The sequence below is a fragment of the Mycobacterium sp. E2989 genome, from assembly GCF_001667595.1.
In the GTDB taxonomy this organism is placed as follows: Bacteria; Actinomycetota; Actinomycetes; order Mycobacteriales; family Mycobacteriaceae; genus Mycobacterium.
The window spans coordinates 19,486-46,478 of the sequence record NZ_LZJX01000061.1 but is presented as its reverse complement, the minus strand read 5'-3'; the positions used below and the strand labels follow the sequence as shown (position 1 = coordinate 46,478).

General features: G+C 70.3%; 25 protein-coding genes and 1 pseudogene. 10 read left to right on the top strand and 16 right to left on the bottom strand.

All coding sequences use genetic code 11. The features are described 5' to 3' along the window. Positions 1-14: 14 nt before the first annotated feature. The 5 genes and pseudogenes from A5680_RS11940 to A5680_RS11920 form a co-directional block, all read left to right on the top strand. Positions 15-1,061, top strand: a pseudogene (locus tag A5680_RS11940) (hypothetical protein); the annotation flags it as partial. Positions 1,062-1,075: 14 nt separating this feature from the next. Continuing rightward, positions 1,076-1,729, top strand: coding sequence for a DUF4129 domain-containing protein (locus tag A5680_RS11935; protein WP_055399906.1), 654 nt, complete (start codon positions 1,076-1,078; stop codon positions 1,727-1,729). Then, a complete protein-coding gene (locus A5680_RS11930) occupies positions 1,729-2,874 on the top strand; it encodes a DUF4350 domain-containing protein (protein WP_067819478.1) in 1,146 nt (381 codons plus the stop codon). Before A5680_RS11935 ends, A5680_RS11930 begins: the two co-directional genes overlap by 1 nt. Next, positions 2,871-3,851 carry a MoxR family ATPase gene (locus A5680_RS11925; RefSeq protein ID WP_055399904.1) on the top strand — a complete coding sequence of 327 codons (981 nt, stop codon included), beginning with the start codon at positions 2,871-2,873 and terminating at the stop codon, positions 3,849-3,851. Before A5680_RS11930 ends, A5680_RS11925 begins: the two co-directional genes overlap by 4 nt. Continuing rightward, positions 3,851-5,173 (top strand): DUF58 domain-containing protein, encoded by a 1,323-nt coding sequence (locus tag A5680_RS11920; RefSeq protein WP_055399902.1) that lies wholly within the window; start codon positions 3,851-3,853, stop codon positions 5,171-5,173. Before A5680_RS11925 ends, A5680_RS11920 begins: the two co-directional genes overlap by 1 nt. 5 nt (positions 5,174-5,178) lie before the next feature. Here A5680_RS11920 and A5680_RS11915 read toward each other — a convergent pair whose 3' ends face one another. Continuing rightward, entirely contained in the window at positions 5,179-6,171 is a 993-nt protein-coding gene (locus A5680_RS11915; protein WP_055399900.1) for a stage II sporulation protein M, read from the bottom strand. A gap of 36 nt (positions 6,172-6,207) precedes the next feature. Between A5680_RS11915 and A5680_RS11910 the strand changes: the two genes are divergently transcribed. Beyond that, on the top strand, positions 6,208-7,104 hold the full coding sequence (locus tag A5680_RS11910; RefSeq protein WP_067819472.1) for an RDD family protein: 897 nt from the start codon (positions 6,208-6,210) through the stop codon (positions 7,102-7,104). Between the two features lie 6 nt (positions 7,105-7,110). On the opposite strand, the gene A5680_RS11905 is transcribed toward A5680_RS11910, so the two are convergent. Then, positions 7,111-7,509, bottom strand: a complete 399-nt coding sequence (locus tag A5680_RS11905; RefSeq protein WP_055399896.1) for a hypothetical protein — start codon at positions 7,507-7,509, stop codon at positions 7,111-7,113. Between the two features lie 208 nt (positions 7,510-7,717). On the opposite strand from A5680_RS11905, the gene A5680_RS11900 reads away from it, so the two are divergent. Continuing rightward, positions 7,718-8,422, top strand: a complete 705-nt coding sequence (locus A5680_RS11900; RefSeq protein WP_067819469.1) for a PadR family transcriptional regulator — start codon at positions 7,718-7,720, stop codon at positions 8,420-8,422. A gap of 25 nt (positions 8,423-8,447) precedes the next feature. Here A5680_RS11900 and glpK read toward each other — a convergent pair whose 3' ends face one another. Then, a complete protein-coding gene (gene glpK / locus A5680_RS11895) occupies positions 8,448-9,914 on the bottom strand; it encodes a glycerol kinase GlpK (protein WP_055399958.1) in 1,467 nt (488 codons plus the stop codon). Between the two features lie 135 nt (positions 9,915-10,049). Here glpK and A5680_RS11890 point away from each other — a divergent pair, with 135 nt between their 5' ends. Together A5680_RS11890 and A5680_RS11885 are read left to right on the top strand one after the other, a co-directional pair. Further along, entirely contained in the window at positions 10,050-11,543 is a 1,494-nt protein-coding gene (locus tag A5680_RS11890) for a glutamate--cysteine ligase (protein WP_067819466.1), read from the top strand. Between the two features lie 4 nt (positions 11,544-11,547). Further along, positions 11,548-12,228: a class I SAM-dependent methyltransferase gene (locus tag A5680_RS11885; protein WP_067819464.1), complete on the top strand. Its 681-nt coding sequence runs from the start codon at positions 11,548-11,550 to the stop codon at positions 12,226-12,228. Between the two features lie 4 nt (positions 12,229-12,232). Here A5680_RS11885 and egtE read toward each other — a convergent pair whose 3' ends face one another. From egtE to A5680_RS11840, 9 genes are all read right to left on the bottom strand, one after another. Next, on the bottom strand, positions 12,233-13,381 hold the full coding sequence (gene egtE, locus A5680_RS11880; protein WP_067819461.1) for an ergothioneine biosynthesis PLP-dependent enzyme EgtE: 1,149 nt from the start codon (positions 13,379-13,381) through the stop codon (positions 12,233-12,235). Then, positions 13,378-14,343 (bottom strand): L-histidine N(alpha)-methyltransferase, encoded by a 966-nt coding sequence (egtD, locus tag A5680_RS11875; RefSeq protein ID WP_067819458.1) that lies wholly within the window; start codon positions 14,341-14,343, stop codon positions 13,378-13,380. Before egtD ends, egtE begins: the two co-directional genes overlap by 4 nt. After that, the gene (egtC, locus tag A5680_RS11870) at positions 14,340-15,041 is read right to left on the bottom strand and encodes an ergothioneine biosynthesis protein EgtC (protein WP_067819455.1); all 702 of its coding nucleotides are present in this window, start codon (positions 15,039-15,041) and stop codon (positions 14,340-14,342) included. The genes egtD and egtC overlap by 4 nt, the downstream gene beginning before the upstream one ends. Next, entirely contained in the window at positions 15,041-16,330 is a 1,290-nt protein-coding gene (gene egtB / locus A5680_RS11865; RefSeq protein WP_067819452.1) for an ergothioneine biosynthesis protein EgtB, read from the bottom strand. Before egtB ends, egtC begins: the two co-directional genes overlap by 1 nt. Then, positions 16,327-17,601 (bottom strand): ergothioneine biosynthesis glutamate--cysteine ligase EgtA, encoded by a 1,275-nt coding sequence (gene egtA, locus A5680_RS11860; protein ID WP_067819449.1) that lies wholly within the window; start codon positions 17,599-17,601, stop codon positions 16,327-16,329. Before egtA ends, egtB begins: the two co-directional genes overlap by 4 nt. Before the next feature lie 168 nt (positions 17,602-17,769). Continuing rightward, entirely contained in the window at positions 17,770-18,417 is a 648-nt protein-coding gene (locus tag A5680_RS11855) for a sensor domain-containing protein (protein ID WP_156675080.1), read from the bottom strand. A 39-nt stretch (positions 18,418-18,456) separates the two neighbouring features. Then, positions 18,457-19,905, bottom strand: coding sequence for a catalase (locus A5680_RS11850; protein WP_055399876.1), 1,449 nt, complete (start codon positions 19,903-19,905; stop codon positions 18,457-18,459). Positions 19,906-19,955: 50 nt separating this feature from the next. After that, positions 19,956-20,384, bottom strand: a complete 429-nt coding sequence (locus A5680_RS11845) for a hypothetical protein (RefSeq protein ID WP_055399874.1) — start codon at positions 20,382-20,384, stop codon at positions 19,956-19,958. A 156-nt stretch (positions 20,385-20,540) separates the two neighbouring features. Beyond that, complete coding sequence (locus A5680_RS11840) at positions 20,541-20,918, bottom strand: hypothetical protein (RefSeq protein ID WP_055399872.1); 378 nt, start codon at positions 20,916-20,918, stop codon at positions 20,541-20,543. A 254-nt stretch (positions 20,919-21,172) separates the two neighbouring features. On the opposite strand from A5680_RS11840, the gene A5680_RS11835 reads away from it, so the two are divergent. Beyond that, positions 21,173-22,561: a hypothetical protein gene (locus tag A5680_RS11835; protein WP_067819444.1), complete on the top strand. Its 1,389-nt coding sequence runs from the start codon at positions 21,173-21,175 to the stop codon at positions 22,559-22,561. Positions 22,562-22,585: 24 nt separating this feature from the next. Here A5680_RS11835 and A5680_RS11830 read toward each other — a convergent pair whose 3' ends face one another. The 4 genes from A5680_RS11830 to A5680_RS11815 all read right to left on the bottom strand — a co-directional run bounded on the left by A5680_RS11830 (position 22,586) and on the right by A5680_RS11815 (position 26,947). Continuing rightward, positions 22,586-23,746, bottom strand: coding sequence for a DUF4185 domain-containing protein (locus A5680_RS11830; protein WP_197499780.1), 1,161 nt, complete (start codon positions 23,744-23,746; stop codon positions 22,586-22,588). An 8-nt stretch (positions 23,747-23,754) separates the two neighbouring features. Then, positions 23,755-24,789 (bottom strand): aspartate-semialdehyde dehydrogenase, encoded by a 1,035-nt coding sequence (locus tag A5680_RS11825; RefSeq protein ID WP_067819438.1) that lies wholly within the window; start codon positions 24,787-24,789, stop codon positions 23,755-23,757. Further along, positions 24,790-26,055: an aspartate kinase gene (locus tag A5680_RS11820; protein ID WP_055399861.1), complete on the bottom strand. Its 1,266-nt coding sequence runs from the start codon at positions 26,053-26,055 to the stop codon at positions 24,790-24,792. It abuts the gene before it with no gap. Positions 26,056-26,149: 94 nt separating this feature from the next. Continuing rightward, positions 26,150-26,947 carry a C1 family peptidase gene (locus A5680_RS11815; protein ID WP_067819435.1) on the bottom strand — a complete coding sequence of 266 codons (798 nt, stop codon included), beginning with the start codon at positions 26,945-26,947 and terminating at the stop codon, positions 26,150-26,152. Positions 26,948-26,993: the final 46 nt, after the last annotated feature.

Sequence of the window (26,993 nt, the reverse complement as noted above, 5' to 3'; positions counted from 1 at the left end):
GGCCATAGCCCGGCTACGGCCCCCCGCCGGGCTATGGCCCCCCGCCGGGCTATGGTCCGCCGCCGGGTTACGGTCCGCCGCAACTGGTTCCGGGAGCGGTCAAGCCCGGCATCATCCCGCTGCGACCGCTGACCTTGGGTGACATCTTCAACGGCGCGGTCGGCTACGTCCGCGCCAACCCCAAGGCGACGCTGGGGCTGACCGCCATCGTGGTGGTGATCATCCAGATCGTCACGAAGGTGGCCGTCTTCGGGCCGTTGGCGGCCTACGGCCGGTTTTCGAGCGGCCACGGCAAGGAGCTGACCACTGGAGTGATCGGCGCCTGGTTCACGTCGATGGGTGCCGGCGTGGTGGTCGCCTGGCTGGGCGGCATGCTGCTGTCGGGCATGCTCACCGTCATCGTCGGGCGGGCGGTGTTCGGGTCGCCGATCACCATCGGGGAGACCTGGGCCAAAATCCGGGGCCGGCTGCTGCCGTTGTTCGGTCTGGCCGTGCTGGAAGGCGCCGCATTGGCGGTGGTCGCGGGCCTGGTGGCGGTGATCGTCGCCGTGCTGGCGGCGATCGGCAGCACCGCGGCGGTGATCATCCTGGGGCTGCCACTCGCGCTCGCCGTGATCGCGTTGGTGGTGTGCCTGTACACGCTGGTGTTGTTCGCGCCCGTGCTGATCGTGCTGGAACGGCTACCGGTCCTCGACGCCATCACCCGATCGTTCGCGTTGGTCCGCAACGGCTTCTGGCGGGTGCTGGGCATCCGGGTGCTGACCCTGCTGGTGACATCCGTCATCGCCGGCGCGGTCGCGGTGCCGTTCAACATCGCCAGCCAGATCTTCATGGTCAGCACGTCCACCGCGGGTTTCGTGGTGAGCACGGCGATCGCGTCGGTGGGCGCGGCGATCGGCGAGATCATCACCGCGCCTTTCAATGCCGGCGTCATCGCGCTGCTCTACACCGACCGCCGCATGCGCGCGGAGGCCTTCGACCTGGTGCTGCAGACCGGCGCGGCCGGCGGACCGTACGCGGCCGCCTCCACCGACGACCTCTGGCTGACCCGGCCGGTCTGAGGACGAGTGACACGGTGCCCTCCATCGACATCGACCACGATGCCGCCCATCAGGCCGCCCAGGACGAACTCAACAAGCCGATCTACGCGAAGGGCTCGGTGGGCCAACAGGTGGCCGAATGGCTGAACGAGGTGCTTTACCGGCTGCTGCAGAAGACCGCCCACCTGCCGGGCGGATGGCTCACGGCCACGGTGCTTTTCATCCTGCTGGGGATCGCGCTGGTGGCCGCCGTTTATGTCGGGCGGCGCACGATGCGCACCAACCGCGGCGGCGACTATCAGCTGTTCGAAGCCGCGCAGCTCACCGCGGCCCAGCATCGCGCGACCGCCGAAAACTATGCGGCACAAGGTGACTGGGCCGCGGCGATCCGGCACCGGCTGCGCGCGGTCGCCCGCCAGCTCGAGGAGACCGGCGTCCTCAACCCGGCGCCGGGCCGTACCGCCAACGAACTGGCCTCCGACGCGGGCGCCGCATTGCCCCATCTTGCCGGTGAACTATCCGGGGCGGCAACGGCTTTCAATGACGTCACCTACGGAGAGCGACCCGGGACGCAGGGCGCATACCAGATGATCGCCGACCTCGACGATCACCTGCGGTTCCGCTCGGCGGCCGGGCCCGGCGCACCGGGGCACACCGCCACGCCCGACTCGTGGGCGCGGGTGCGGTGATGGCCACCATCGGCCGTCGCGAACCCACCGCCTCAACGGCGGTGCAGCGCTGGCGATCCGGCCGCTGGGTGGTCCTCACGCTGATCGTCCTCGCCGTCATCGCCGGCGTCGATGCCTACCTGACCGCCCCGCGGCCCGGCCCGCGGATGGATCCGGCGTCGACGAGTCCCGACGGCACCCATGCGCTGGTGGCGCTCCTGCGCGACGGCGGCGTCGACGTCGTGGTCGCCGGCAGCACCGCCGACGTCGAACGGGCGGCGCGCCCCGACGCGCTGATCCTCGTGGCCCAGAGCCAGTATCTGACCGACCCGCTACTGGATCGGCTGGCGAAGGCGCCCGGCGACCTGCTGCTGGTGGAACCGACGGCGCGCACCCGCGAGGCACTGCTGCCCGGCGTGCGCGTCTCGGCCGCCGACAAGTTCGACTCCGACCCCGATTGCACGCTGCGCGAGGCCATCCGGGCCGGGCCGGTCCGATTCGGGCCCAGCGACACCTACCACGCCACCGACGGCCGGGCGATGACCCGTTGTTACGGCGGCGCGCTGATCCGCTTCCGCGACGGCGGCCGAACCGTCACCGCGGTCGGCAGCACCGACTTCCTGACCAACGGCGCGCTGTTGGAGGCCGGCAACGCCGCCCTGGCGATGAACCTCGCGGGCGCGCGGCCGCGGCTGGTCTGGTACGCACCGCACCGGATCGAGGGTGAATCACCGCCACCCGGTTCGATTTCCGACCTCATCCCGGCGAACGTCACGTGGATCGTCTGGCAGCTCTGCCTGGTGGTGCTGCTGGTCGCGCTGTGGCGGGGCCGGCGGCCCGGCCCGCTGGTCGCCGAGGAGCTGCCCGTCGTCGTGCGCGCGTCGGAGACCGTCGAGGGCCGCGGTCGGCTGTACCGTTCGCGCCGCGCCCGCGATCGCGCCGCCGCGGCGCTGCGCACCGCCACATTGCAGCGGCTGCTGCCCCGGCTGGGCCTGAATCTCGGGGCGTCGGCGCCCGCGGTGGCGGCCGCGGTGGCCGGCCGCAGCGGGGCCGATCCCGCATTCGTTTCCTACCAGCTGTTCGGGCCACCCCCGGCGACGGACCACGATTTGCTACAACTTGCCCGTGCGCTTGACGACATCGAAAGGCAGGTCACACGGACGTGACACAGTCTCCTTCCCCCGCCCAGACCCCCACCGCCGAGGCGGCGCGAGATGCGCTGCTGGCGTTGCGCGGTGAGCTTGCCAAGGCCGTCGTCGGACAGGAGGGGGTGGTCAGCGGCCTGGTGATCGCGCTGCTCTGCCGCGGCCACGTGCTGCTGGAAGGCGTTCCGGGAGTGGCGAAGACGCTGCTGGTGCGGGCGCTGGCCGCCGCGCTGCAATTGGAGTTCAAGCGCGTGCAGTTCACCCCCGACCTGATGCCCGGCGACGTCACGGGCTCACTGGTTTACGACGCGCGGACCGCCGCGTTCGCGTTCCGGCCCGGGCCCGTGTTCACCAACCTGCTGTTGGCCGACGAGATCAACCGGACCCCGCCGAAAACCCAGGCCGCGCTGCTCGAGGCGATGGAAGAGCGTCAGGTCAGCGTGGACGGGGTGCCGCAGCCGCTGCCCGACCCGTTCATCGTCGCCGCGACGCAGAACCCCGTCGAGTACGAGGGCACCTACCAGCTGCCCGAGGCACAGCTGGATCGCTTCCTGCTGAAATTGAATGTGACTCTGCCGCCCCGTGATTCGGAGATCGCCATCCTCGGGCGGCACGCCCAGGGCTTCGACCCCCGCGACCTGTCGGCGATCAAGCCGGTGGCCGGGCCCACCGAGCTGTCCGCCGGGCGCGACGCGGTGCGGCAGGTGCTGGTCGCCGACGAGGTGCTGGGCTACATCGTCGACATCGTCGGGGCCACCCGCTCGTCGCCCGCGCTGCAGCTGGGCGTGTCGCCGCGCGGGGCGACCGCGCTGTTGGCCACGGCCCGGTCCTGGGCGTGGCTGTCCGGCCGCAACTACGTCACCCCAGACGACGTCAAGGCGATGGCCCGGCCGACGTTGCGGCACCGGGTGATGCTGCGCCCCGAGGCCGAGCTGGAAGGGGCCACCCCCGACGGCGTGCTCGACGGAATATTGGCGTCGGTTCCGGTGCCGCGCTAGTGATCCTGACCGGACGCACCGGCCTGGTCGCGCTGATGTGCGTCCTGCCCATCGCGCTGTCGCCCTGGCCGGCAAGGACTTTCGGCGTTCTGTTCGTCACGCTGGCGATCGCGGTGGCCGCGGACGTCGCGCTGGCGGCCAGCACCCGCAAACTGCGCTACATCCGGTCCCCGGACCGCTCCGCCCGGCTCGCCCAGCAGGTGGACGTCGGGCTGTTGATCCACAATGACGGCCGGCGGCGGTTTCGCGGCCAGGTTCGCGACGCCTGGCCGCCCAGCGCCGGCGCGCAGCCCCGCATCCACCCCGTGCACATCCCGGCGGGGCAGCACCAGCACGTCCAGTCCCGGCTGCGCCCCGTCCGCCGCGGCGAGCAGCGCGCGAAGGTGGTCACCGCCCGGTCCATCGGCCCACTGGGGCTGGCGGGACGGCAGAGCTCGCAAGCGGTTCCGGGCCTGCTGCGGGTGCTGCCGCCCTTCCTGTCCCGCAAGCACCTGCCCGCGCGGCTGGCCAAACTGCGCGAGATCGACGGCCTGCTGCCGACGCTGATCCGCGGGCAGGGCACCGAATTCGACTCGCTGCGCGAGTATGTCGTCGGGGACGACGTGCGGTCGATCGACTGGCGCGCCACCGCGCGCCGCGCCGACGTCGTCGTCCGCACCTGGCGACCCGAACGCGACCGGCGCGTGGTGATCGTGCTCGACACGGGCCGCACCGCCGCGGGCCGCGTCGGCGTCGACCCGACCGCCTCCGACCCCGCGGGCTGGCCCCGGCTGGACTGGTCGATGGATGCCGCCCTGCTGCTGGCGGCGCTCGCGTCGCGGGCCGGCGACCACGTCGACTTCCTCGCCCACGACCGGGTCACCCGGGCCGGCGTGTTCGGCGCCTCGCGCACCGAACTACTCGCCCAGCTCGTCGAAGCGATGGCCCCCCTGCAACCCGCGCTGCTCGAACCCGATTGGACCGCAATGGTTTCCGCCATTTCGCGGCGGGCGCGCCGGCGCTCGCTGGTGGTGCTGCTGACCGACCTGAACGCGACCGCGCTGGACGAGGGGTTACTGCCGGTGCTGCCGCAGCTGTCGGCAAAACACCACCTGATGGTGGCCGCGGTCGCCGACCCGCGGGTAGACCAGATGGCCGCCGGGCGCTCGGATCCCGCCGCCGTGTACGACGCCGCGGCCGCCGAACGGTCGCGCAACGACCGCCGCGCGATAGCCACGCGGCTGCGCCGCGGTGGGGTGGAGGTCGTCGACGCCCCACCCACCGAGCTCGCGCCCGCCCTGGCGGACCGCTATCTGGCGATGAAGGCCACCGGGCGGTTGTAACCGCTTCAGCCCGTGGGGATCACGTCGGGCGCGTCTTCGATGTCGCCGGTCTCACCGGCCCTGGCCGCGCGGCGACCGAAGTACACGATGTAGAACAAAAACGCCGCCTCGGCGACGATCCCGATGCCGACCCGAACGAAGGTGGGCAGCGGCGAAGGTGTCACCAGCGCCTCGATCAACCCCGAGACCAGAAGGACGCCCACCAGCCCGATCGCCACCGACACGACGGCGCGGCCCTGTTCGGCCAGCACCTGTCCGCGGGGCCGGTCGCCGGGCGAAATCACCGACCAGCCCAGCCGCATCCCCGCCGCCCCCGCCAAAAACACCGCCGTCAGCTCCAGCAGCCCGTGCGGCAGCAGCAGCCCCAGCAGCAGGCCGCCCTTGCCGGCCTGGAACATCAGCCCGGAGATCAATCCCAGATTGGCGGCGTTCTGGAACAGCACGATCGGGATCGGCAGCCCCAACAGGACGGCCAACGCGATGCATTGCGCGGCCACCCAGGAGTTGTTCACCCAGATCTGCAGGGCGAACGCCGCGGCGGGGTGTTCGCTGTAGTAGGAGGCGATGTCGTGGTTGACCAATTGCTCGATGTCGCTTGGCGTTCCGACGACCGACTGCACCTCGGGACTGCCGGCCACCCAGAACGCGATGACGACGACCACGGCGTAGAAGGCCACCGCGGTGCCCAGCCACCACCGCCAGGACCGGTACGCGACCACCGGGAAGGACACCGTCCAAAACCGCGTGAAGGTGCGGGTCAACGGCGCGTGGGCGCCGGTCACCACGGATCGGGCGCGCGCAACCAGGCTGGAGAGCCGACCGATCAGCAGCGAGTCCGAGGAGGCCGAGCGCAGCATCGACAGGTGGGTGGACACCCGCTGGTACAGCTCGACGAGTTCGTCGACCTCGGCACCGGTCAGCGAGCGACGCCTGCCGACCAACCGATCGAGGCGGTCCCAGGTACCGCGATGGGCCAGCACGAATGCGTCGACGTCCACCCTGCGCAGCCTAATCGCCCTGTACCGTTCGGTGTTATGTCGGAGGTGGTGACCGGCGACGCCGTCGTGCTCGATGTACAGATCGCCCAGTTGCCGGTGCGGACGCTGAGCGCGCTGATCGATATCGCCGTGCTCGTCGTCTGCTACGTCCTCGGGCTGATGTTGTGGGCCGCCACGCTGACCGAGTTCGACCCGGCGCTGAGCACCGCGGTGCTGCTGATCTTCACGGTGGTGGTGATCGTCGGTTACCCCGTGGTGCTCGAAACGGCAACGCGCGGACGCTCGGTGGGCAAGATCGCGATGGGGCTGCGGGTGGTGTCCGACGACGGCGGCCCAGAACGCTTCCGGCAGGCCCTGTTTCGGGCGCTCGCGTCGGTGGTGGAGATCTGGATGCTGTTCGGGAGTCCCGCCGTCATCTGTAGCCTGCTGTCGCCCAAGGCCAAGCGGGTCGGCGACATCTTCGCCGGCACCATCGTCGTCAACGAACGCGGGCCCCGGCTGGGTCCCCCGCCGGTGATGCCACCCGCGCTGGCCTGGTGGGCCTCGTCGCTGCAGCTGTCCGGGCTATCCGCCGGGCAAGCCGAGGTCGCGCGCCAATTCCTCTCGCGCGCAACACAACTCGATCGGCAGTTACGCCAGCAGATGGCATATCGCATCGCCGGCGACGTGATGTCCCGCGTCGCCCCGCCGCCTCCGCCCGGCGCCCCGCCGGAGCTCGTGCTCGCGGCCGTGCTCGCCGAACGGCACCGCCGCGAGCTGGCCCGGCTTCGGCCCGCCATGCCGCCGGGCCCCGCGCCGTGGCCATCCTGGCCGCAACCGCAGGCGGTCCCGTGGCCGGAGCAGGCGCCACCCGCGCAGGCGCCACCCGCGCAGGCGCCCCCCGCGCAGGCGCCCCCCAATCCCGCGCCGGGCGGTTTTGCGCCCCCGGGCTGACGGCGGCTAACCGGAGACGCTGAGCGCCATGAGTGCGACGTCGGCGATCAGCAGCGCCCACCCGAACAGCGGAACGGCGATGCCGCCGCGGCGCTTCGCGGTGAACAGTGAGATGACGATCACCACGACGGCGACCGCGGGTGCGCCGTAGAACGCAACCCCGAAATCGATGCCGCCGCGGCCCAGGTTGGGGCAACTGCGGTCGGCGCAGCCGGCGGTACTCATCACCGCGCCGAGCGCGAACAGCATCACGATGGCCGCGGCGGGCACGGTGGCCAGCGCCAGCGCCCAGTTGACCCACGGCCACACGTTGCGGCTACCACTTCCGCGACCGCTGTCACCCTGCCCGGGGCCGGTCGCGGCGGTCCCGCTGCCCACCGCCAGGTTGGAGTTATCGGCGTTCATCCCAAAGTTCCTACCCGCCGCCTGCGCGGCGCAAACCGCCCCGGCCGTCACAGCCGGAAACGCGTCGGCGCAGGTCAAGGCCATCGCGGCGGCGGCGCGCCGCGGTTGCCGCCGACCAGACGTTGCATCGCGATAGTTTCCGATATATCGTGATATTCCGTAAGCGCGCAGATCGCGCGCTTCCCCCAAGAACGTGAGGACTACGACCATGAGCAACCCATTCACACCCCCCAACGGACCGTTCGCCGGTGGATTCGGCTTCGCCCCCGGCCCGGTGCAACGGCGCGCCCTGCACGGCGCCCGCCGGCAGGCCCGGCGCGAATTCATCGAAAACCTCCGCGACCAGGCGGGTGACCACGGATTCGGCCCGGGTTTCGGCCCCGGCTTCGGACCCGGGTTCGGCCCGGGGTTCGGCCCGGGATTCGGCTTCGGTCCGGGCGGCCGGCGCGGCGGATGGCGCCGTGGCGGCCCCGGCCGCGGTAAGCGCGGCGACGTCCGCGCGGCCATCCTGGCGCTGCTGGCCGAGCGGCCGATGCACGGCTACGAGATGATCCAGCAGATCGCCGAACGCAGCAACGGGCTCTGGAAGCCGAGCCCCGGCTCGGTCTATCCGACGCTGCAGCTGCTGACCGACGAGGGGCTGATCACCGCCAGCGAGAGCGAAGGCAGCAAGAAGCTGTTCGAGCTCACCGACGAGGGCCGCGCGGCGGCCGAGAAGATCGAGACCCCGCCGTGGGACGAGATCGCCGAAGGCGCCGACCCGGGTCAGATGAACCTGCGGGCCGCCGTCGGCCAATTGTTCGGCGCGGTCGCGCAGTCCGCGCACACCGCCACCGCCGAGCAGCAGCAGCGCATCGTCGAAATTCTCAACAACGCCCGGCGCGAGGTCTACGGCATCCTCGGCGAGGACTGAGCCCCAACCCGCAGCGGACCCTGGATCAGGACACGTCGACCCAGTCCAGGGTCCGCTGCACCGCCTTGCGCCACCCCTCGTAGCCGGCCGCGCGCTCCTCGTCGCTCCAGGCCGGCGTCCAGCGCTTGTCCTCGTGCCAGTTGGCGCGCAGGTCGGACGGGTCGGCCCAGAACCCCACCGCCAACCCCGCCGCGTAGGCCGCGCCCAGCGCGGTGGTCTCGGCGACCACCGGACGGACCACGTCGACGCCGAGCACATCGGCCTGGATCTGCATGCACAGGTCGTTGCCGGTGACGCCGCCGTCGACCTTCAACACCTCAAGGCGCACACCGGAATCCGCTGCCATCGCGTCCACCACGTCGCGGCTCTGGTAGCAGATCGCCTCCAGCGTCGCGCGGGCCAGGTGCGCGTTGGTGTTGAACCGGGACAACCCCACGATCGCCCCGCGGGCGTCGGAGCGCCAGTAGGGCGCGAACAGCCCGGAGAACGCCGGGACGAAATACACCCCGCCGTTGTCGGCGACCTGGCGCGCCAGCGACTCGCTCTGCGCGGCGCCGCTGATGATGCCCAGCTGGTCGCGCAGCCATTGCACCGCGGCCCCGGTGACCGCGATCGAACCCTCAAGCGCGTAAACGGGTTTGGCGTCGCCGAACTGGTAGCAGACGGTGGTCAGCAGCCCGTTGTCGGATCGCACGATCGTCTCACCGGTGTTGAGCAGCAAGAAGTTTCCCGTGCCGTAGGTGTTTTTCGCCTCGCCCTCCGACAGGCACACCTGGCCCACCATCGCCGCGTGCTGGTCGCCGAGGACGCCCGTGACCGGCACCTCGCCGCCGACCGGCCCGGTCTGCGCCGAGACGCCGTACGGCTGCGGCGACGACGACGGGGCGATGGACGGCAGCATCGCCCGCGGGATCGAGAAGAACGACAGCAGCTCGTCGTCCCAGTCCAGCGTCTCCAGGTTCATCAGCATGGTCCGGCTGGCGTTGGTCACGTCGGTGACGTGCACGCCGCCGCGCGGGCCACCGGTCAGATTCCACAGCACCCAGGTGTCCGGGGTGCCGAACAGGGCGTCACCGCTCTCGGCGGCCTCCCGCACCCCGTCGACGTTCTCCAGGATCCACTGCAGCTTGCCGCCCGAGAAGTACGTCGCCGGCGGCAGGCCCGCCTTGCGGCGGATCACCTCGCCGCGGCCGTCCCGTTCCAGCGCCGACGCGATCCGGTCGGTGCGGGTGTCCTGCCAGACGATCGCGTTGTAATAGGGCCGGCCGGTGCGCCGATCCCACACCAGCGTGGTCTCCCGTTGGTTCGTGATACCAAGCGCGACAATGTCTTTGGCGGACAGATTGGCCCGATTCAACACCGACAACAGCACCGAAGAGGTGCGCTCCCAGATTTCCACCGGGTCGTGCTCGACCCAGCCGGCGCGGGGCAGGATCTGTTCGTGCTCGAGTTGATGGCGCGCCACTTCGGCCCCGTCGTGATCGAAGATCATGCAGCGGGTGCTGGTGGTTCCCTGGTCGATAGCGGCTACAAACTCGGGCACGTCAGGAGTCCATCACGGTCTGCCCCACTCGACAAGCGGCCGCGCTGCTTGCGTTACCGCGGGCAACCCTGTTCCATCGGCGGTGTGGGCGAAGAGGTCAAGCGCACCACGTACGACAGCGCGCAACGGCGGGAATACCAGCGCAAGCTCGAGCTTTGCCTGGACGTCCTGGAAACGATGCTGGCGCGGTCCCACTTCGACTCCGACCGGCCGCTCACCGGCATGGAGATCGAGTGCAACCTCGTCGACGCCGACTACCAGCCGGCGATGTCCAACCGCGACGTGCTGAACGCCATCGGAGACCCGGCCTTCCAACCGGAATTGGGTGCCTACAACATCGAATTCAATGTGCCGCCCCACGCCCTGCCCGGTCACACCGCGCTCGATCTGGAAGGCGAGGTGCGGGCCAGCCTCAACGACGCCGAGATCAAGGCCGGCACGGGCGGGGCGCACATCGTGATGATCGGGATCCTGCCCACCCTGATGCCCGACCACCTGGCCACCGGCTGGATGAGCGACTCGAGGCGGTACGCGGCGCTCAACGAATCGATCTTCACCGCCCGCGGCGAAGACATTCCGATCGACATCTCCGGCCCCGAGCCGCTGAGTTGGCACGCCGTGTCCATCGCGCCCGAATCCGCTTGCACCAGTATCCAATTGCACCTGCAACTGGCCCCGGAAAGGTTTGCCGCCAACTGGAACGCGGCCCAGGTGCTGGCCGGCCCGCAGCTGGCGCTGGGGGCCAACTCGCCGTACTTCTTCGGCCATCAGCTGTGGGCCGAGACCCGCATCGAGCTGTTCACCCAGTCCACCGACACCCGGCCCGAGCGGCTCAAGTCGCGGGGCGTGCGGCCGCGGGTGTGGTTCGGCGAACGGTGGATCACCTCGGTCCTGGACCTCTACCAGGAGAACATCCGCTACTTCCCGCCCCTGCTGCCCGAGGTGTCCGACGAGGACCCGGCCGCCGAGCTTTCCGCCGGGCGGGCGCCGCGGCTGTCCGAAATGCGGTTGCACAGCGGCACCGTGTACCGGTGGAACCGGCCGGTCTACGACGTGGTCGACGGGCGCCCGCACCTGCGGCTGGAGAATCGGGTGTTGCCGGCCGGCCCGACCGTCGTGGACATGGTGGCGAATGCGGCCTTCTTCTACGGCGTGCTGCGCGTCCTGTCCGAGGAGGACAACCCCGTGTGGCACGGCATGGATTTCGCTGCGGCGCAAGCGAATTTCCTCGCCGCGGCGCGCAACGGCATCGATGCCCGGCTGCATTGGCCGGGCCTGGGCCCCGGACTGAGAGAGGTGGCGGCGACCACGCTGGTGCTGGACACGTTGCTGCCGATCGCCGACGAGGGACTGCGCCGCTGGGGCATGGACGCGCAAGTGCGCGACCGCTTCCTCGGTGTCGTCGAGGGCCGCGCCCGAACGGGCCGCAACGGCGCCAGCTGGCAGGTGTCGACCGTGCGCGCGCTCGAAGCCGGCGGGATGACCCGCCCCGCCGCCTTGGCCGAGATGCTGCGCCGCTACTGCGAGCACATGCACGCCAACGAGCCGGTGCACACCTGGGAGTCACGGGTAGGTTGAAACCATGACGGGCGATCAGGTCATGGACTGGGACAGCGCATACCGCGAGCAGGCGCACTTCGAGGGCCCGCCGCCGTGGAACATCGGTGAGCCGCAACCCGAACTGGCCGCGCTGGCCGCCGCCGGGAAATTCCGCAGCGACGTCCTGGACGCGGGTTGCGGGGTCGCCGAGCTGTCGTTGGCGCTGGCCGCGCAGGGTTACACGGTGGTCGGTGTCGACCTCACGCCGACGGCCGTCGCGGCGGCCACCGAGGCCGCCCGGGAGCGCGGCCTGACCACGGCCAGCTTCGTCCAGGCCGACATCACTTCGTTCAGTGGTTATGACGGCCGGTTCTCCACGATCGTCGATTCCACGCTGTTCCACTCGCTGCCGGTCGAGGGCCGCGACGGCTACCTGAGCTCCATCCACCGCGCGGCCGCGCCGGGGGCCGGCCTGTTCGTGCTGGTGTTCGCCAAGGGCGCCTTTCCCGCCGAGATGGAGCCGAAGCCCAACGAGGTCGACGAAGACGAACTTCGCGCCGCGGTGAGCAAGTATTGGGAGGTCGACGAGATCCGGCCGGCCCACATCCTGTCGAACGTCGTCGAAATCCCCAACGCGCCCTTCGAATTCCCGCCGCACGAACGCGACGAGAAGGGCCGAATCAAGATGCCCGCCTACCTGCTGACCGCGCACAAAGCGGACTGATCTCTCAGGCGGACGTCGCCGCCGTCGCCGCGATCAGCGCCTCGGCGAAAGTCTCCAGATCGTCGGCCGTGGTGTCGACGTGCGGCGAGATCCGCAACATCGGCCCGGCCAGTTCCAGGGGCGCGCGCTGCACGCCCACGAAGGTGGTGAGAATCCGCCGTTCGGCGAGCAGCCACGCGCGCACCGCCTGCGGATCGGCGCCGTCGACCGGGGCCAGCGTAGTGATGGCGCTCACCTCTTCGACCTCTTCGACCACCGCCCAGCCGGCCACGTCGGCCAGCGCCCTGCGGCTGGCAGCGCCCACCTCGGCCAGCCGCGTCCGCACGGCCTGCGGCCCGTACGCCAGATGCTCCCCCAAAGCCAGTGAAAAGCCCACGCGCGCGGCGATATTGGCTTCGCCGAACTCGAGTTGCTGGGCCACCGTGAACGATCCCGCGAGCCAATCCGGCGCCGCCAGCCTGGGCCGCAGGGTTTCCATCAGTTCCCGGCGCACCGCCAGCGCCCCGACGCCGCGCGGCCCGGCGATCCACTTGCGCGACGACGCGTAGGTCGCGTCGGCGCCGACCGCGCAGTCCACCTGGCCCAGCGCCTGGGCGGCGTCGACGACGAGCGGCAGCCCCAGTTCGCGGCACAGCCGGGCGATCATCGACAACGGTTGCACCACACCGCTGTGGCTGCCGACCGCGGTCAGGTGGACCAGATCGGGCGGTTCGTCCGCAAGCGCCAGCGCCGCGTCGTCGAGCGCGACGCGGCCGTCGTCGAGCGTCGGCAACAGCTGACGGTCGAATCCGTGGGCGGCAAACAGCGCCAGGTTCGGGCCGTATTCGCCGGGCAGGCACGCGACCCGGCGGCGATCCGTCGGCCAGGCGCCGAGCAGCAGGTCCAACGCGTTCAGCGAGCCCGTGGTGAACACCACCTCGGCGTCGGGCATGCCGGCCAGCGCGGCGAACGCGACCCGCCCGGCGTCGAGCGCGGGCACGGCCGCCTCCGCCGCGACGTACCCGCCGACCTCCGACTCGTTGCGCGCGTGCTGGTCGGCGGCCGCGATCACCGCGAGGCTCTGCCGCGAACAGGCCGCGCTGTCCAGGTGCAGTCCGGCCACGGGCAGGCGGGCCGCCCGCCATCGCTGCGCCAGCGACCCGTCGGCCGTCACTTCACGGCCAACGACAACCCGAAATCGCCGGCGGCGTCCGTCCACCACCGGGTGCGCCGCAGTCCGGCGCCGGCCAGTTCGGCGCTCACCCCGTCCGGGCGGAACTTGCACGACACCTCGGTGAGCATCTCCTCCCCGGCCGCGAAATCGACGGCCAGGTCGAGCGCGTCGACGCGGACCCGCTGGTCCCGGCTGGCGCGCAACCACATTTCGATGCGTTCCTCCCCGGCGTTCCAGCGCGCCACGTGTTGATAAGCCTCGACGTCGAAATCGGCGTCGAGTTGCCGGTTGATCACGGCCAGCACGTTGCGGTTGAACGCCGCCGTCACCCCGGCCGAGTCGTCATAGGCGCGCACCAGCCGGCCGGTGTCCTTGACCAGATCCGTGCCCAGCAGCAGGCTGTCCCCCGGCCGCATCTGGGCCGCCAGGCTGGCCAGGAACTCGGCCCGCGGACCGGGCGTCAGGTTGCCGATCGTCGACCCCAGGAACACGAACAGGCGCCGCCCGCCGGTCGGGATCTCGGTCAGGTGTTCCTCGAAATCGCCGCAGACGGCGTTGATTTCGACGCCGTCGTACTCGCGCTGGATGGCCGCCGCGGCCGTCGACAAGATGCCGGCGTCGACGTCGAACGGGACGAAGCGGCGCAGCGCCCCGCGCTCGCGCAGCGCGTCGAGCAACAGCCGGGTCTTCTCCGACGTCCCGCTGCCCAGCTCCACCAGGGTGTCGGCCCCGCTGGCCGCCGCGACCTCGGCCGAGCGCGCGCGCAGGATCTCGGCCTCGGCGCGGGTGGGGTAGTACTCGGGCAGCCGGGTGATCTGGTCGAACAGATGACTGCCCAGCGAGTCGTAGAACCACTTGGGCGGCAATGACTTCGGCGTCTGTTGCAGCCCCTCGAACACGTCCCGACGCAAGGCCTGGTACGCGGAGTCGGCGGCCAGGTGGTTGGACAGTGTCAGCGTCATCGAGAACCTTCCGGGTGTTCCAGCGGGGTCAGCGTGACACCCGCCGCGGTGACTTCGACGAGGTGGCGATCCGGCACATCCTCCCAATCGGAGTCGTTGTCATAGGGTTCGCTGGCCAGCACGACACCGTCCGGGCGGCGCAGGAGCGACAACGTGTCACCCCAGGCCGTCGCCAGCAGGCGAGAGCCGTTGCCGGCCAGGATGTTCAGCCGGGCATTCGGGTCGGCCGCCGCGATCTCGGTGATGGTTTCACCGAGCGCGTCGAGGCCGCGCTCGAAGATGACGGCCGCGAGAATAGCACTGTCGCAGATCGATTCGGCCCGCGCGGCGACCGGCAGCACCGCGCGGTCGACGATCCCGTTGTGCGACAGCAACCACTGGCCGTCGGTGAACGGGGCCGTCGCGCTGACTTCGATGGGCATGCCGACGGTCGCCGAGCGCACCGCTGCCACCACGCAATGGCTGCGCAGGGCCGGCGCGATGGAGTCGAACGACACGTCGCCCCACAACGGCGCCTGGCTGCGCCAGCGGCGTGGGGTGCCGCCGTCGAAGAATCCGACACCCCACCCGTCGGCGTTGAGCAGGCAGTGCTTCTGGCGGCGCGGGGCATACGACTGCACCCGCAGCCCGTACGGCGGGTCCAGCACCAGCGAGGAGACGCTGACGTCGGCCCCGAGCCAGCCGAGGTGACGGCACATCAGGCGAAATCCTCGACGTCCCAAGCCAATCGGACGCCGGAGAAGATCTGACGCCGGATCGGGTGATCCCAGTTCCGGAAGCTGGGCCGCAGGATGGCGGACTCCACGGCCCACGAGCCACCGCGCAGCACCCGGTAGTCGCCGTCGAAGAACGGCTGCGAATACCGCTCGTAAATCATCGGGACGAAACCCGGCCACGGCCGCAGCGGCGAGCTGGTCCACTCCCACACGTCGCCGAGCATCTGCTCCGCCCCGTACGCCGACGCACCGGCCGGATAGGCCCCGACGGGCGCGGGACGCAACGACGTGCCGCCCAGGTTCGCGAGGGCATCCGACGGCGGCTCGGAACCCCACGGGTAGCGGCGCCGGGTGCCGGTGGCGGGGTCCCAGGCACAGGCCTTCTCCCACTCCATCTCGGTGGGCAGCCGGGCGCCGGCCCAGGCCGCGTAGGCCTGCGCCTCGAAGTAGGTGACGTGCTGCACCGGCTCGTCGGCGGGGACGTCTTCGACGTGGCCGAACCGGGTGCGGGTCCGCCCGTCGGCGCTCCAGAACTGCGGCGCGGTCAGGCCCGCGCGCTGGCGATGCTCCCAGCCACGCTCGGACCACCACCGCGGCTGGAGGTACCCGCCGTCGTCCATGAAGTGCCGCCACTCGCCGTTGGTGACCGGCACCCGGCCGATCCGGAACGCCGGCAACTCGACGACGTGGGCGGGACGCTCGTTGTCCAGCGAATACGGTTCGCTCGCGGCGTCCACGCCCAGCACGAACGGCCCGGCGGGCACCAGCACCGAGGTCCCGGCCAGGCCGGGCCGGCCGGCCGGCAGCGCCGCGCCCTCCCGCAGCAGCGGGGCGCCGCTGCGCAGGTTCAGCGCCTGCAGCATGGTCTCGTCGTGCTGGTTCTCGTGGCTGACCACCAACCCGAAAGCGAAGTCGTCGCTTTCCTCGGGCAACGCGTCGAGGGCATCGAGCACCGCCGACCGCACGGTGCGGCAGTACGCCCGCGCGCGGTCGGGGGACAGCAACGGCAACTCGACCCGGCTCGCGCGGGAATGCACGAAGGCGTCGTAGAGGCCCTCGACGGCCGGTGGCAACATGCCGGGCCGGCCCGGGTCACCGGCGCGCAGCAGCCAGAACTCTTCCTGCTGCCCGATGTGCGCGAGATCCCACACCAGCGGGCTCATCAGCGGGTCGTACTGCCGGTACAGTTCGTCGTCGTCGAAAGCGACCAGGCGCAGTGTTCGCGCCCGCGCCCGCGCCAAATCGTCGGCAAGCCTTTGCGCGGACGTCACAGCTCCCCTTGCGCCAGTCGCGCCACGGTAGCCGCGATGCCGTGCCGAATCACGTTGTCGGAGAAGTCATCACCCGGACATCGGCCCCGTTCGACGGCGTCGAGCAGACGCTGCATCGAATCGCCGAGTTCGGGTGGGGCCAGCCGGGCGGCGACGGCCACGCACTTGGTCGCCGCGGTGTGCAGTCGACGGTCCCGCAGACCCAGCCGGGCCGCGGTGTCCCACGCGGTGGCCACCGTCTGGACCGCCTCGGTCGCGGCGGTGGCGGCTTCGGGATCGTCGAGCAGGGCCACCAGCGTGAACACCACGGCCGGCCAGAGTTCGTCCGGCAGGCTGTCGAGGTAGCGGATCTCCAGCCACTGCCTCGGGCGTACGGGCGGAAACAGCGTGGTCAGATGGTATTCCAGGTCGGCGACGGTGGGACGGCGGTCGCCGAGCAGCACGCGCCCGTCGACCCAGTCGGCGAACGGCACCCATTCCATGACCGGCACGGCGTCCGGAGCGTGCACCAGCATGACCGGGGCCTTGAGCGCGTAGCGCGCCCAGTCGGTGCCCGGGTCGTCGCCGCTGGCGCCCAGGATGGGCCCGCACCGCGCCGAGTCCATCTGACCCCACACCCGCTGCCGAGTGGACGCCCACCCGGTGAAATCCCCGCACAGCATCGGGGAGTTCGCGGCCAGCGCGATCATGGTCGGCCCGAGGGCGTGCGCCAGCCGCACCCGGTCCGCCCAGCCGGCCCGCGGCCCGGCGTCCAGGTTGACCTGGATGGATGCGGTCGACGTCATCATCGCCGCGCCCGCCTCGCCCGAGCGGCTGGACGCGAAGAACTGCTCCATGGCGCAGTAGCGCGCGCCCGGGTTGATGCGCTGCGGTGCCCGCAGCGGGTCCGCCCCGAGGAAAACCAGACCCAGCCCGGCGTCGGCGAACGCCGACCGCAGCACGGCCTGGTCGCGCCGCATCGCGTCGATCGCGGCAAGCACCCCGTCGGCCGGCGGGCCGGACAGCTCCACCGCGCCGCCGGGTTCCACCGTGACCCGACTGCCGCCCGGCAGCGCCGGCAGCACGCCGAGAACCTCGGCGATCTCCTCCCAGCCGGGCCTGCGGTGCGGGTCGGCCGGGTCGTGGCAATGGGCCTCCACCTCCAGGCCGACGCGGCCCAGGGGCGCGTCCACGAGGCAGGCGTCGGCGATGTAGCGCGCGGCGGCCTTGGAATCGGCCATGGCCGCGCTGTCCAGCTCGGAGCCCGCGGTAGTGATAGCGGCGAACGTCATATCACGATCCCTTCGGGCCCGAACAGCCTGAACACGCGCCGGCGGACCGCCCCCTCGCGGGGAGCCAAAAGGACGATAACCGCCACTACTTCATCTAGCAGATGGCCCCGACATATTCCCGTTCGTGCCGACTTTCAAGCGTGCTGAGAACGGGCCCCGAAACCCGATTCATTGACCCAGCGCATTCTGCATCGCCCCAGCCAGCACGTTGACCGCCGGTCCGGCGTTGCCAGATTGGCAGACCTTGGCCTGCAACAACACGTTTTCGCGCAGCCTGGTTTGATTGAAACACCGCCGATCGGTGCCGGCCTCCTGCTTGGTCCAGTTCGCGTCGGCGGCACCCGGCGGCCCGCCGTCGAACGACCACACCTGGGTGACGCCGTTGTCCAGATGCACCGCGGTGGTCTGGCCCGAGCAGCCCGCCGTCCGGTCCACCACGCGGTGGAACGCGCGACCGGCGGCGTCGCCGGTGGCGAACACGCCCACCGCCTGCTTGACGAAGTGGGTCTGGTCGGTGGCCGACGTCTGGGTGACCGCGCCGTTGAAGGACGCCAGGTCCGGGTCGTTGTACACCTCGGGCAGCCCGATGTCGGCCCAGTTGTTGCACACCGGCACGTCCACCCAATCGCCTTGCACGGGTTGGGTGAACACCGATTCCCAGCCCATCGGGCCGCCGACGATGTTGCCGACCGAGCCCTTGCCCAGCACCGCGTAGTTCACCACCCCGGGTTCCGACGGGTGGGCGGCCGCGACGGGCAGGGCGGCCGCGGCGTCGACGGCGAGAGCGATGGCGATCGCGGCCGCGCGGACCCACATGGTCATTCCAGCGATCATGCCAGGAACGCCGGGGCGTGGTCAGCCCCCTTCTGCCCGCACGCCCTCCTCCACCTTCTTGCCCAGATCGGGGTCCACGTTGCGCCAGTACTCGAACACCCGCGACAGCACCGGCTCCTTCACACCCTTGGAGACGTGTCCAATGATGTTGTGCGCCAACCGGTCCCGCGCGGCGTCGTCCAGGACGTCGCGGACCATGGTGCCGGCCTGCCCCCAGTCGTCGTCCTCGGCGTGCAGCGTGTACGCGGCGCGGACCATGTCGCCGTCCGCGTGCCAGCGCACCTCCGCGGCGCGTGCCGGGTCGGCGTGCGGGCCACCGTAGGAATTGGGCGCGTACACGGGGTCGGAGACGTTCTGCATGCGCATCGCGCCGTCCTTCGAGTAGCTGTTCACCTCGACCTTCGGCGTGTTCACCGGGATCTGCCGGTAGTTGGTCCCCAGCCGGGCGCGGTGCGCGTCGGAGTAGGAGAACCCGCGGGCCTGCAGCATCTTGTCCGGGCTCAGCCCGGTGCCGGGCACCGTGTTGTTCGGCTCGAAAGCGGCCTGCTCGATCTCGGTGTGGTAGTCGGTCACGTTGCGGTTCAGCGTCATCTTGCCGACGTCGATCAGCGGGTAGTCGCCGTGCGGCCACACCTTGGTCAGGTCGAACGGGTTGAACCGGTAATTGCGGGCCTCGTCGTACGGCATGATCTGCATCTTGAGCGTCCAGCTGGGGTGCTGGCCGCCCTCGATCGCCTCGTAGAGGTCGCGCTGGTGGTAGTCGCCGTCCTCGCCGGCCAGCCTGTCGGCGTCCTCCTGGGGCAGGAAGTCGATCCCCTGGTCGGTGATGAAGTGGTACTTCACCCAGAAGATCTCGCCGGCGGCGTTGATCCAGCTGTAGGTGTGGCTGCTGTAGCCGTTCATGTGGCGCCACGTCTTGGGGATCCCCCGGTCGCCCATCAGCCAGGTCACCTGGTGGGCCGACTCCGGCGAGAGCGTCCAGAAGTCCCACTGCATGTTGTGGTCGCGGACGTTGCTGGCCTGCAGACGCTTCTGGGACCGGATGAAGTGCTGGAACTTCAGCGGGTCCCGCATGAAGAAGACCGGTGTGTTGTTGCCGACCATGTCGAAGTTGCCTTCGCTGGTGTAGAACTTCAGCGCGAAGCCGCGGGGATCGCGCCACGTATCCGGGCTGCCCCGCTCGCCGGCGACGGTGGAGAACCGCGCCAGCATGTCCGTCTTGGTGCCGGGCTGGAACACCGCGGCCCTGGTGTATTTGCTGACGTCGTTGGTGACCTCGAAGGTGCCGAAGGCGCCGCCGCCCTTTGCGTGCGGCTGACGCTCCGGGATGCGCTCCCGGTTGAACTGGGCCATCTGCTCGATCAGGTAATGGTCCTGCAGCAGGATCGGGCCGTCGGGACCGATCGTCAACGACTGGTCGTCACTGGGGGCGGCGATGCCCGCGTCGTTGGTGGTGAAGCGTTCCGTCATTTCGCTGTCTCCTCGTTTGGTGGGCTGCGTCGGTTATCCGAAGCGGTCGGTCAGGGACGCGGTGCCGGCGCGGCGGGCGGGCTCATCGACGGCCCGCCGGGGCCGCTGACGCCCGGGCCGCTGACCGGTCCGCCGGGGCCGCCCGGACCGCCGGGCGGCATGGGCACGATCAACCCGGGGCCGCCACCCCACGGGCTGGCCGGGGTGGGTCCGGGACCCCATTGGCCGTTGCCCGGCCCGGGGCTGCCACCCGGCCGGAACATCTGGCCGTGGTGATGGTGGCAGTGGTGGTAATACCCGTAAACGAAGGCGCCCGCGAAGAACACCGTGGAGATGATGAAGACGACGCCGGCGACGATGATCACCCAGGCCGCCGCCGTGTAGAGCCGCGGCGGCCGCACCCGCTCCGGGGGCGGCGGCGGGGCCGCGGTTGCGGCGGCGGGCGTCGAGGGGGTCGTCGGCTCGGGTGTCTGGCTCATGCCTTGAATATTGCCCAGCGCCGCGTCGGGCATAACAGGTTGCGCCGACAAACTTGCTGTGAATCGATACCCGCCGGTTAGTCGCCGGCGACGAAGCGACACGCAGCCCGGTGCTCTGGTGAGCACCGGGCTGCTGATTGATCGACGGGGATTGGACTACCGGGAGGGGGCGACCGACGACGGAATCTGGCTGGGGCCGGGCGCGCCGGGAGTCGCCGAAGCGGGTCCGCCCTGCTGCGCACCGGGTCCGCCCTGCTGGATGCCGCCCGGGCCGCCCGGGCCGCCCATGCGGTGCTGGTGCATCCACGCGGCGTGGTGCTTGTGATGGTGATGGCCGTGGTGTCCGCCGCGGTGGCCGAGGATGAAGCCGGTGAAGAAGACGACCGCGACGATGAACACGATCCCGGCGACGATGGCGACCCACGCGGCGAGTTGGAAGACCCGCGGGGCGCGGTATGCCGCCACGGCTTCCGCGGCGGCCGGTGCGGTTGCGGTGGACGACCGCACGGTGGGGGTTTCAGCTGTTTCACTCATGAGACAAATGATGAAGGCGTTAACAATAGTTCGGGCTATGCATTGGTTATGTAGCAGCTGTGAGCCCGGCCCCGTCTGAAACGGCGGGCCGCGCCGGCCGCCGACATCGCCTGCCCCGCTGCGCATTCCTGCGGGTTTCGCGCCGCGCGGCCCGCGCAAATAAGCGCATACCAGGCCCCACTCGCGGGCTTAGGATTGCTCTGGTGGTGACCGGCGCCACCGCACCGCCCGCGGCACAAGGAGTACGAGCGGCTATGACGCAGACGCTGAACGTCGAGTATCAGGAGCTCCTCGCGCGCGCCGCCGAGATCGAGCAACCGCTGCCGCCCGTCCCGTCCACCAACCCACCGGGGCCGTGTGGCCTGACGTTCGTCACCGACGCGGCCGCACGCCTCGCGCTCAACGCCGACAATGTGCGGATGTACCTCAAAGGGTGCGAACGGGAGTGGAAGGCGCTCGCCAAATCCCTGCGGAACGCGGCCAAGGCCTACGAGCAGGTCGAGACGGAGTCCGCGGAGGCCATTGCAAGCACCATGAACAGCGGTTCATCCGCGTCGTCGGTGGCCCCCGCGGCGGTGGTCGCGGACGAAGAGCCGTGGACCGCGCCGCCGCCGTTGCCGGCGGCGTCGACGATCGAGCTCCCCTACTACGAGGTGCGGCAGGCGGCGGCGGAGATCGAATCCGGCGACCAGGGCACCGCCTTCAGGGGGTTCGCGCAGGAATGGATTACGTTCCAGCGGGCCTTTCTGGAGCAGACCAATCGATTCCGGCTGTTCAACAGCTGGGAGGGTGAGGCCAGGGACAGCGTCGAGCAGAACTTCCAGAAACAGCGGGAATACGTGATAACGATGGCGGCGCTGTGCGGGGACCTCGCCAAGCAGGCCAACCGGGTCGTCGACGTGCACAAGAAGGCCGCCGGCAAGACCGGTTATCAGGACCAGTACGCGTTGGAGGGCGCGCATCCCACGTCCTATGAGGTCGCCCTCTGCGATTACTGGTATGCGTATTACTCGCAGAACAACCAGGCCTACTTGCCGTCGGCCATCGACTGGTACGAGAAACTTCAGGCGCAATCGGAATCCGCGCTGAGTTATTACGTGAAATACGCGAACTTGCCCCTGGCGCCGGTGAATCCCCCGCCTCCCCCCAAGGCCACGGTGATCCACGCCCCCGGTGAAGGACCCAAGCCCGAACCCAAGCCAGAACCCAAGCCCGACCCGAAGCCGAATCCGACGCCCGGTCTGAACACCCCGCAGCTTGGTCAGGTCGCGGGAGGCCTGCAGGGCCTCGGCCAGGGGATGCAGGGTGTGATGCAGGGCGTGCAGGGCGCCGCGCAAAGCTTCCAGGGCCTCGGGCAGGGGGGCGCGGCCCCGGCGACGCTCGCCTCGGACACCACCCCGGTGGACGAGGAGAAGAAGAAGGAAGACGAAGCGAAGGCCGAGGAGGAAGCCAAGGCCCAAGAGGAAGCGAAGGCCGCCGAGGAAGCGAAGGCCGCCGAGGAAGCGAAGGCCGCCGAGGAAGCCCAACGGCAAGCGTCCCTCGCCGAAGGCGCCGCGCCCGGCGGACAGACGGCCGGGCCGGTTCCCACCGAGCCCCCGCCCACCGACCGGCCGGAGGCGCCGCCGAAGGAGATCGTCCTCTGACGCGGGCGGCACGCGGCCCGCGATTCAGCCGGCTGACTCCGGTTTGAACGGGTTGACCGCGAATTGGATGACCCGGTACGGCGCGGCCACCCGAGCGCGGGTGTCCCACTGGCTGACGAAGAGCCGTAGCTCGTCAAGGGTGGAACCGGGCGAGATGTACCCGCCGTACGGCTGCGCAAGCCGGTTGTCGTAGGGCGGCGGCAGGCTCTCGGCCGGCTCGGGCCACTCGTCGTGCTGCACCACCGTGGTCACCGGGGCGTCACCCAGCGCCGTCGGGTCGTCGGCGACGCGGACCTCCATGTTGCCGGTGACGGCGTTGAAATAGGACAACACCGCTTTGCCGTCGATCTGCCGCACGCACAGCTCGCCCACCGCGTCGGCCCACAGCGGGGTCGGGGGCTTACCCCAGCCGCCGCCCGGTCCGGCCGCCCAGCCCTGCCAGCGGGACCGGTCGGTAAACGATTGCGGGGGCACCCGATACAGCACGACCGGTTCCCTGCGGGTGAAGCTGTCGGCCACGATGTACACCCACCCGGTGGGCGAGTCCGGGGTGGGGATCGGGTCGTAGTAGCCACTGATCTGCGTCTGCGAGCCGCCCTGATACGAGGCCGGTCGCCGCGACCCGGCGACGGTCTGCCACCCCGCCCGCGCGGGCTCGGCCGTCACCAGCCGAGAGCTCTGCGGCTCGAGGTTCTTCGTCGTCGTCACCATCACGTAGTTGCGCCGGTTGATCTGCACCACCCCGGCGGGCAGTTGCGAGGAGCCTGCCGGGGTGGGATCGGCCAGCAACGGGTTGCCGATCCCGGTCACGCCGGTGTAGCGGACCCCGGCCGGGTCGTCGACGGACGCGGTGTCCACATGCAGCGCGACCGGCGCATACCAGCCGCCGAACCCCACCCCCTGCCCGGCGAAGCTGTCCCCGCAGACCTGCAGCAGCTCGGTGGGAAACTCGACGAACTCACACAGGTCGGTCGCGCCGATGCCGTAGTCCCCGGTGGGGGTGCCGGTGCCGGCGGTGGGGCCGATCCGCAGCACCTGCCCGGGCGCCAACGGCTGCACGATAGGCTCGGGGGCCGGCGCCGGCGGGTCGGCGTGCGCCACCCAAAACCATTGCGGCGCAAGCAGAGTCAGTGCAAGCGAGCACCGCGCGACCAGTCGGGTGTGGGCTGAGCTCGATGAGCCCACCCGCCGATTCACAGCTGGGCGGCCAGCAGCTCGGCGATCTGGATGGTGTTCAGCGCCGCCCCCTTGCGCAGGTTGTCTCCCGACACGAATAAGGCCAGGCCGCGCCCGTCGGGCACACCCGGGTCGCGCCGGATGCGGCCCACCAGGGAGTCGTCGACGCCCGCGGCCCCCAGCGGGGTCGGCACGTCGACCACCTTGACGCCGGGCGCGCCGTCGAGCAGCGCTCGCGCACGCTCCGGCGACAGCGGCCGGGCGAATTCGGCGTTGATCGACAGCGAGTGTCCGGTGAACACCGGCACCCGGACGCAGGTGCCGCTCACCGCCAGGTCGGGGATGCCGAGGATCTTGCGGCTCTCGTGCCGCAGCTTCTGGTCCTCGTCGGTCTCCCCGGAGCCGTCGTCCACCAGCGAGCCGGCCAACGGCACCACGTTGAACGCGATGGGCGCGACATAGGTCTTGGGCGCCGGGAACTCGGCCGCGGAGCCGTCGTGCACCAGCTGCTCGGCGTCGTCGATGACCGCGCGCGCCTGCGTCGCCAGCTCCTCCACCCCGGCCAGCCCGCTGCCGGACACCGCCTGGTAGCTGGAGACCACCATGCGCACCAGCTCGGCCTCGTCGTGCAGCACCTTGAGCACCGGCATCGCGGCCATCGTGGTGCAGTTCGGGTTGGCGATGATGCCCTTGGGTCGGTGGTGGGCGTCCCTCTCGAAGTTCACCTCGGACACCACCAGCGGCACCTCGGGGTCCTTGCGCCAGGCCGACGAATTGTCGATCACGGTCACCCCGGCGGCGGCGAACCGCGGCGCCTGCACCAGCGACATCGTCTTGCCGGCCGAGAACAGCGCGATGTCCAGACCCGCGGGGTCCGCCGTGGCGGCGTCCTCGACCTCGATCTCCTGCCCGCGGAACTCCAGCTTGCGGCCCTGCGAACGGGCCGACGCGAAGAACCGCACCGACGTGGCGGGGAAGTCCCGCTCGTCGAGCAACCTGCGCATCACCTGGCCGACCTGGCCGGTGGCGCCTACAACTCCGATCGCAACCATTTACCTGCCCGTTCCCGCATACACCGTCGCCTTCTCGTCACCGCCGAGCCCGAACGCCTCGTGCAACGCCACGACGGCCTTGTCTAGTTCGGTGTCCCGGCACAGCACCGAGATGCGGATCTCGGAGGTGGAGATCAGCTCGATGTTGACCCCGACGGCGGCCAGGGCCTCACAGAAGGTCGCGGTGACGCCGGGGTGGCTGCGCATGCCCGCGCCGATCAGCGACACCTTGCCGATGTGGTCGTCGTACAGCAGCTGGGTGAACCCGATCTCGTCGGAGAGCGCGTCCAGCTTGGCCACCGCCGTGGGCCCGCTGTCGCGCGAGCAGGTGAACGTGATGTCGGTCTTGCCGTCCTCGATCTTGGAGACGTTCTGCAGCACCATGTCGATGTTGACGTCGGCGTCGGCGACGGCCCGGAACACCCGGGCGGCGTACCCCGGGATGTCGGGGATGCCGACGACGGTCACCTTGGCCTCGCTGCGGTCGTGCGCGACTCCGGTCAGGATTGGGTCTTCCATGGCTATGTCCTTGATCGATCCGACGACGACGGTGCCGGGCTTGTCCGAGTAGGACGAGCGGACGTGCACCGGAATGTTGTACCGGCGGGCGTATTCCACGCAGCGCAGCATCAGCACCTTCGCGCCGCAGGCCGCCATTTCGAGCATCTCCTCGAAGGTCACCTTGTCCAACCGGCGCGCGTTGTGCACGATCCGCGGGTCCGCGGTGAAGATGCCGTCCACGTCGGTGTAGATCTCGCAGACGTCGGCGTGCAGCGCGGCGGCCAGCGCCACGGCAGTGGTGTCCGAACCACCGCGGCCCAGCGTGGTGACGTCGCGGGTGTCCTGGCTGACGCCCTGGAATCCGGCGACCAGCACGATGCGCCCCTCGTCGAGCGCGTCCTGCAGGCGCCCGGGCGTGACCTCGATGATCTTGGCGTTGCCGTGGGTGCCGGTGGTGATGACGCCGGCCTGGGAACCGGTGAACGAGCGCGCCTGCGCGCCCAGCGATTCGATGGCCATGGCCACCAGCGCGTTGGAGATGCGCTCGCCCGCGGTCAGCAGCATGTCGAGTTCGCGCGGCGGTGGGGCCGGGCAGACCTGCTGGGCCAGGTCCATCAGGTCGTCGGTGGTGTCGCCCATCGCGGAGACCACCACGACGACGTCGTTGCCCTGCTTCTTGGTCGCGACGATCCGCTCGGCGACACGGCGGATCCGGTCGGCGTCGGCCACCGAGGATCCGCCGTATTTTTGTACGACGAGCGCCACGTTTCTCTTTCCGTTCGCGGAGATAGGTCGCAAACAGAATACGTGGGTCCGCGCGCTCGGGTCCGGTCGCCGTCGCCGGGCTACCGGCCGGCCGCTACGACGACACCAGCTGGATCGCCCAGAAGTCGCTGGCCAGATGGGCCCCGTTGATGGGCGCGCTGTCGGACGCCGACTTTGCCCCGGTCAGGTACGCGTACGGCATGTAGAAGTAGCCGTGGTCACCCCACGAGTCTCCCCATGAGTTACGAACGATCAAGTGTCCCTTGGGATCCGAATAGCCGACGGCGAGCACAGCGTGGCCGCCGACCGTCGACTCGCCCGGTTTGGGCATGGGCATGACGCCCGTGTGCGCGACGGCCTGCGACTCGAAGCTCTCGTAGACGGTGAAGCCGAACACCACGGGTAGTGCCGAGGAGATCGCGTCCTTCAGGTCGCCCAGCGTCTGGATCGACTCGTATTGCATCGCCTTGTCCGTGAGCGCCGCCACATAGCAACGCTTCGGCGGCTTGACCGTGAACATGCCGAGGTCATAGGGCCACAGCGTCTCCTGGCAGACCCCGTCGGAGTTGACCGTTTTGATGCCGTCCCTGATGACCGCACCCGAGTCGCTGGACACGGTGCCTTCGAGGGCGCGTTCGTTGTAGTAGATGAACAGTCGCGACGGCACAAAGTCCGGCAGACCCTGCCGGTCCCGCTCGTACTCCATCGCGGCGGCAATCGCGTTGCCGGTGCAGGAGCCGAGCTGCCCCTGGTCGTAGACCGGTGGCATCGACGGCCGCAGGTCGGCTTCGGCGGGCGCCGGCGTCCGCAGCCTCGCCGTGTAGACCCGGTCGCGCACGTCCGGAAGCTGCGGCCGCCAGCCGTAACCGCGAACGTGACTCCAATCAAGCATTGCCTCAACGTCTTTGACGCGTGGGGACTCTCGTAAAGCCGTCATG

Coding starts and splice junctions, on each gene's coding strand:
- A5680_RS11930 (WP_067819478.1), top strand. CDS start 1,729: ATGGCCACCATCGGCCGTCGCGAACCCACCGCCTCAACGGCGGTGCAG.
- A5680_RS11910 (WP_067819472.1), top strand. CDS start 6,208: ATGTCGGAGGTGGTGACCGGCGACGCCGTCGTGCTCGATGTACAGATC.
- A5680_RS11905 (WP_055399896.1), bottom strand. CDS start 7,509: ATGAACGCCGATAACTCCAACCTGGCGGTGGGCAGCGGGACCGCCGCG.
- A5680_RS11900 (WP_067819469.1), top strand. CDS start 7,718: ATGAGCAACCCATTCACACCCCCCAACGGACCGTTCGCCGGTGGATTC.
- glpK (WP_055399958.1), bottom strand. CDS start 9,914: ATGATCTTCGATCACGACGGGGCCGAAGTGGCGCGCCATCAACTCGAG.
- A5680_RS11885 (WP_067819464.1), top strand. CDS start 11,548: ATGACGGGCGATCAGGTCATGGACTGGGACAGCGCATACCGCGAGCAG.
- egtD (WP_067819458.1), bottom strand. CDS start 14,343: ATGACGCTGACACTGTCCAACCACCTGGCCGCCGACTCCGCGTACCAG.
- egtC (WP_067819455.1), bottom strand. CDS start 15,041: ATGTGCCGTCACCTCGGCTGGCTCGGGGCCGACGTCAGCGTCTCCTCG.
- egtA (WP_067819449.1), bottom strand. CDS start 17,601: ATGACGTTCGCCGCTATCACTACCGCGGGCTCCGAGCTGGACAGCGCG.
- A5680_RS11855 (WP_156675080.1), bottom strand. CDS start 18,417: ATGTGGGTCCGCGCGGCCGCGATCGCCATCGCTCTCGCCGTCGACGCC.
- A5680_RS11850 (WP_055399876.1), bottom strand. CDS start 19,905: ATGACGGAACGCTTCACCACCAACGACGCGGGCATCGCCGCCCCCAGT.
- A5680_RS11845 (WP_055399874.1), bottom strand. CDS start 20,384: ATGAGCCAGACACCCGAGCCGACGACCCCCTCGACGCCCGCCGCCGCA.
- A5680_RS11840 (WP_055399872.1), bottom strand. CDS start 20,918: ATGAGTGAAACAGCTGAAACCCCCACCGTGCGGTCGTCCACCGCAACC.
- A5680_RS11835 (WP_067819444.1), top strand. CDS start 21,173: ATGACGCAGACGCTGAACGTCGAGTATCAGGAGCTCCTCGCGCGCGCC.
- A5680_RS11825 (WP_067819438.1), bottom strand. CDS start 24,789: ATGGTTGCGATCGGAGTTGTAGGCGCCACCGGCCAGGTCGGCCAGGTG.
- A5680_RS11815 (WP_067819435.1), bottom strand. CDS start 26,947: ATGCTTGATTGGAGTCACGTTCGCGGTTACGGCTGGCGGCCGCAGCTT.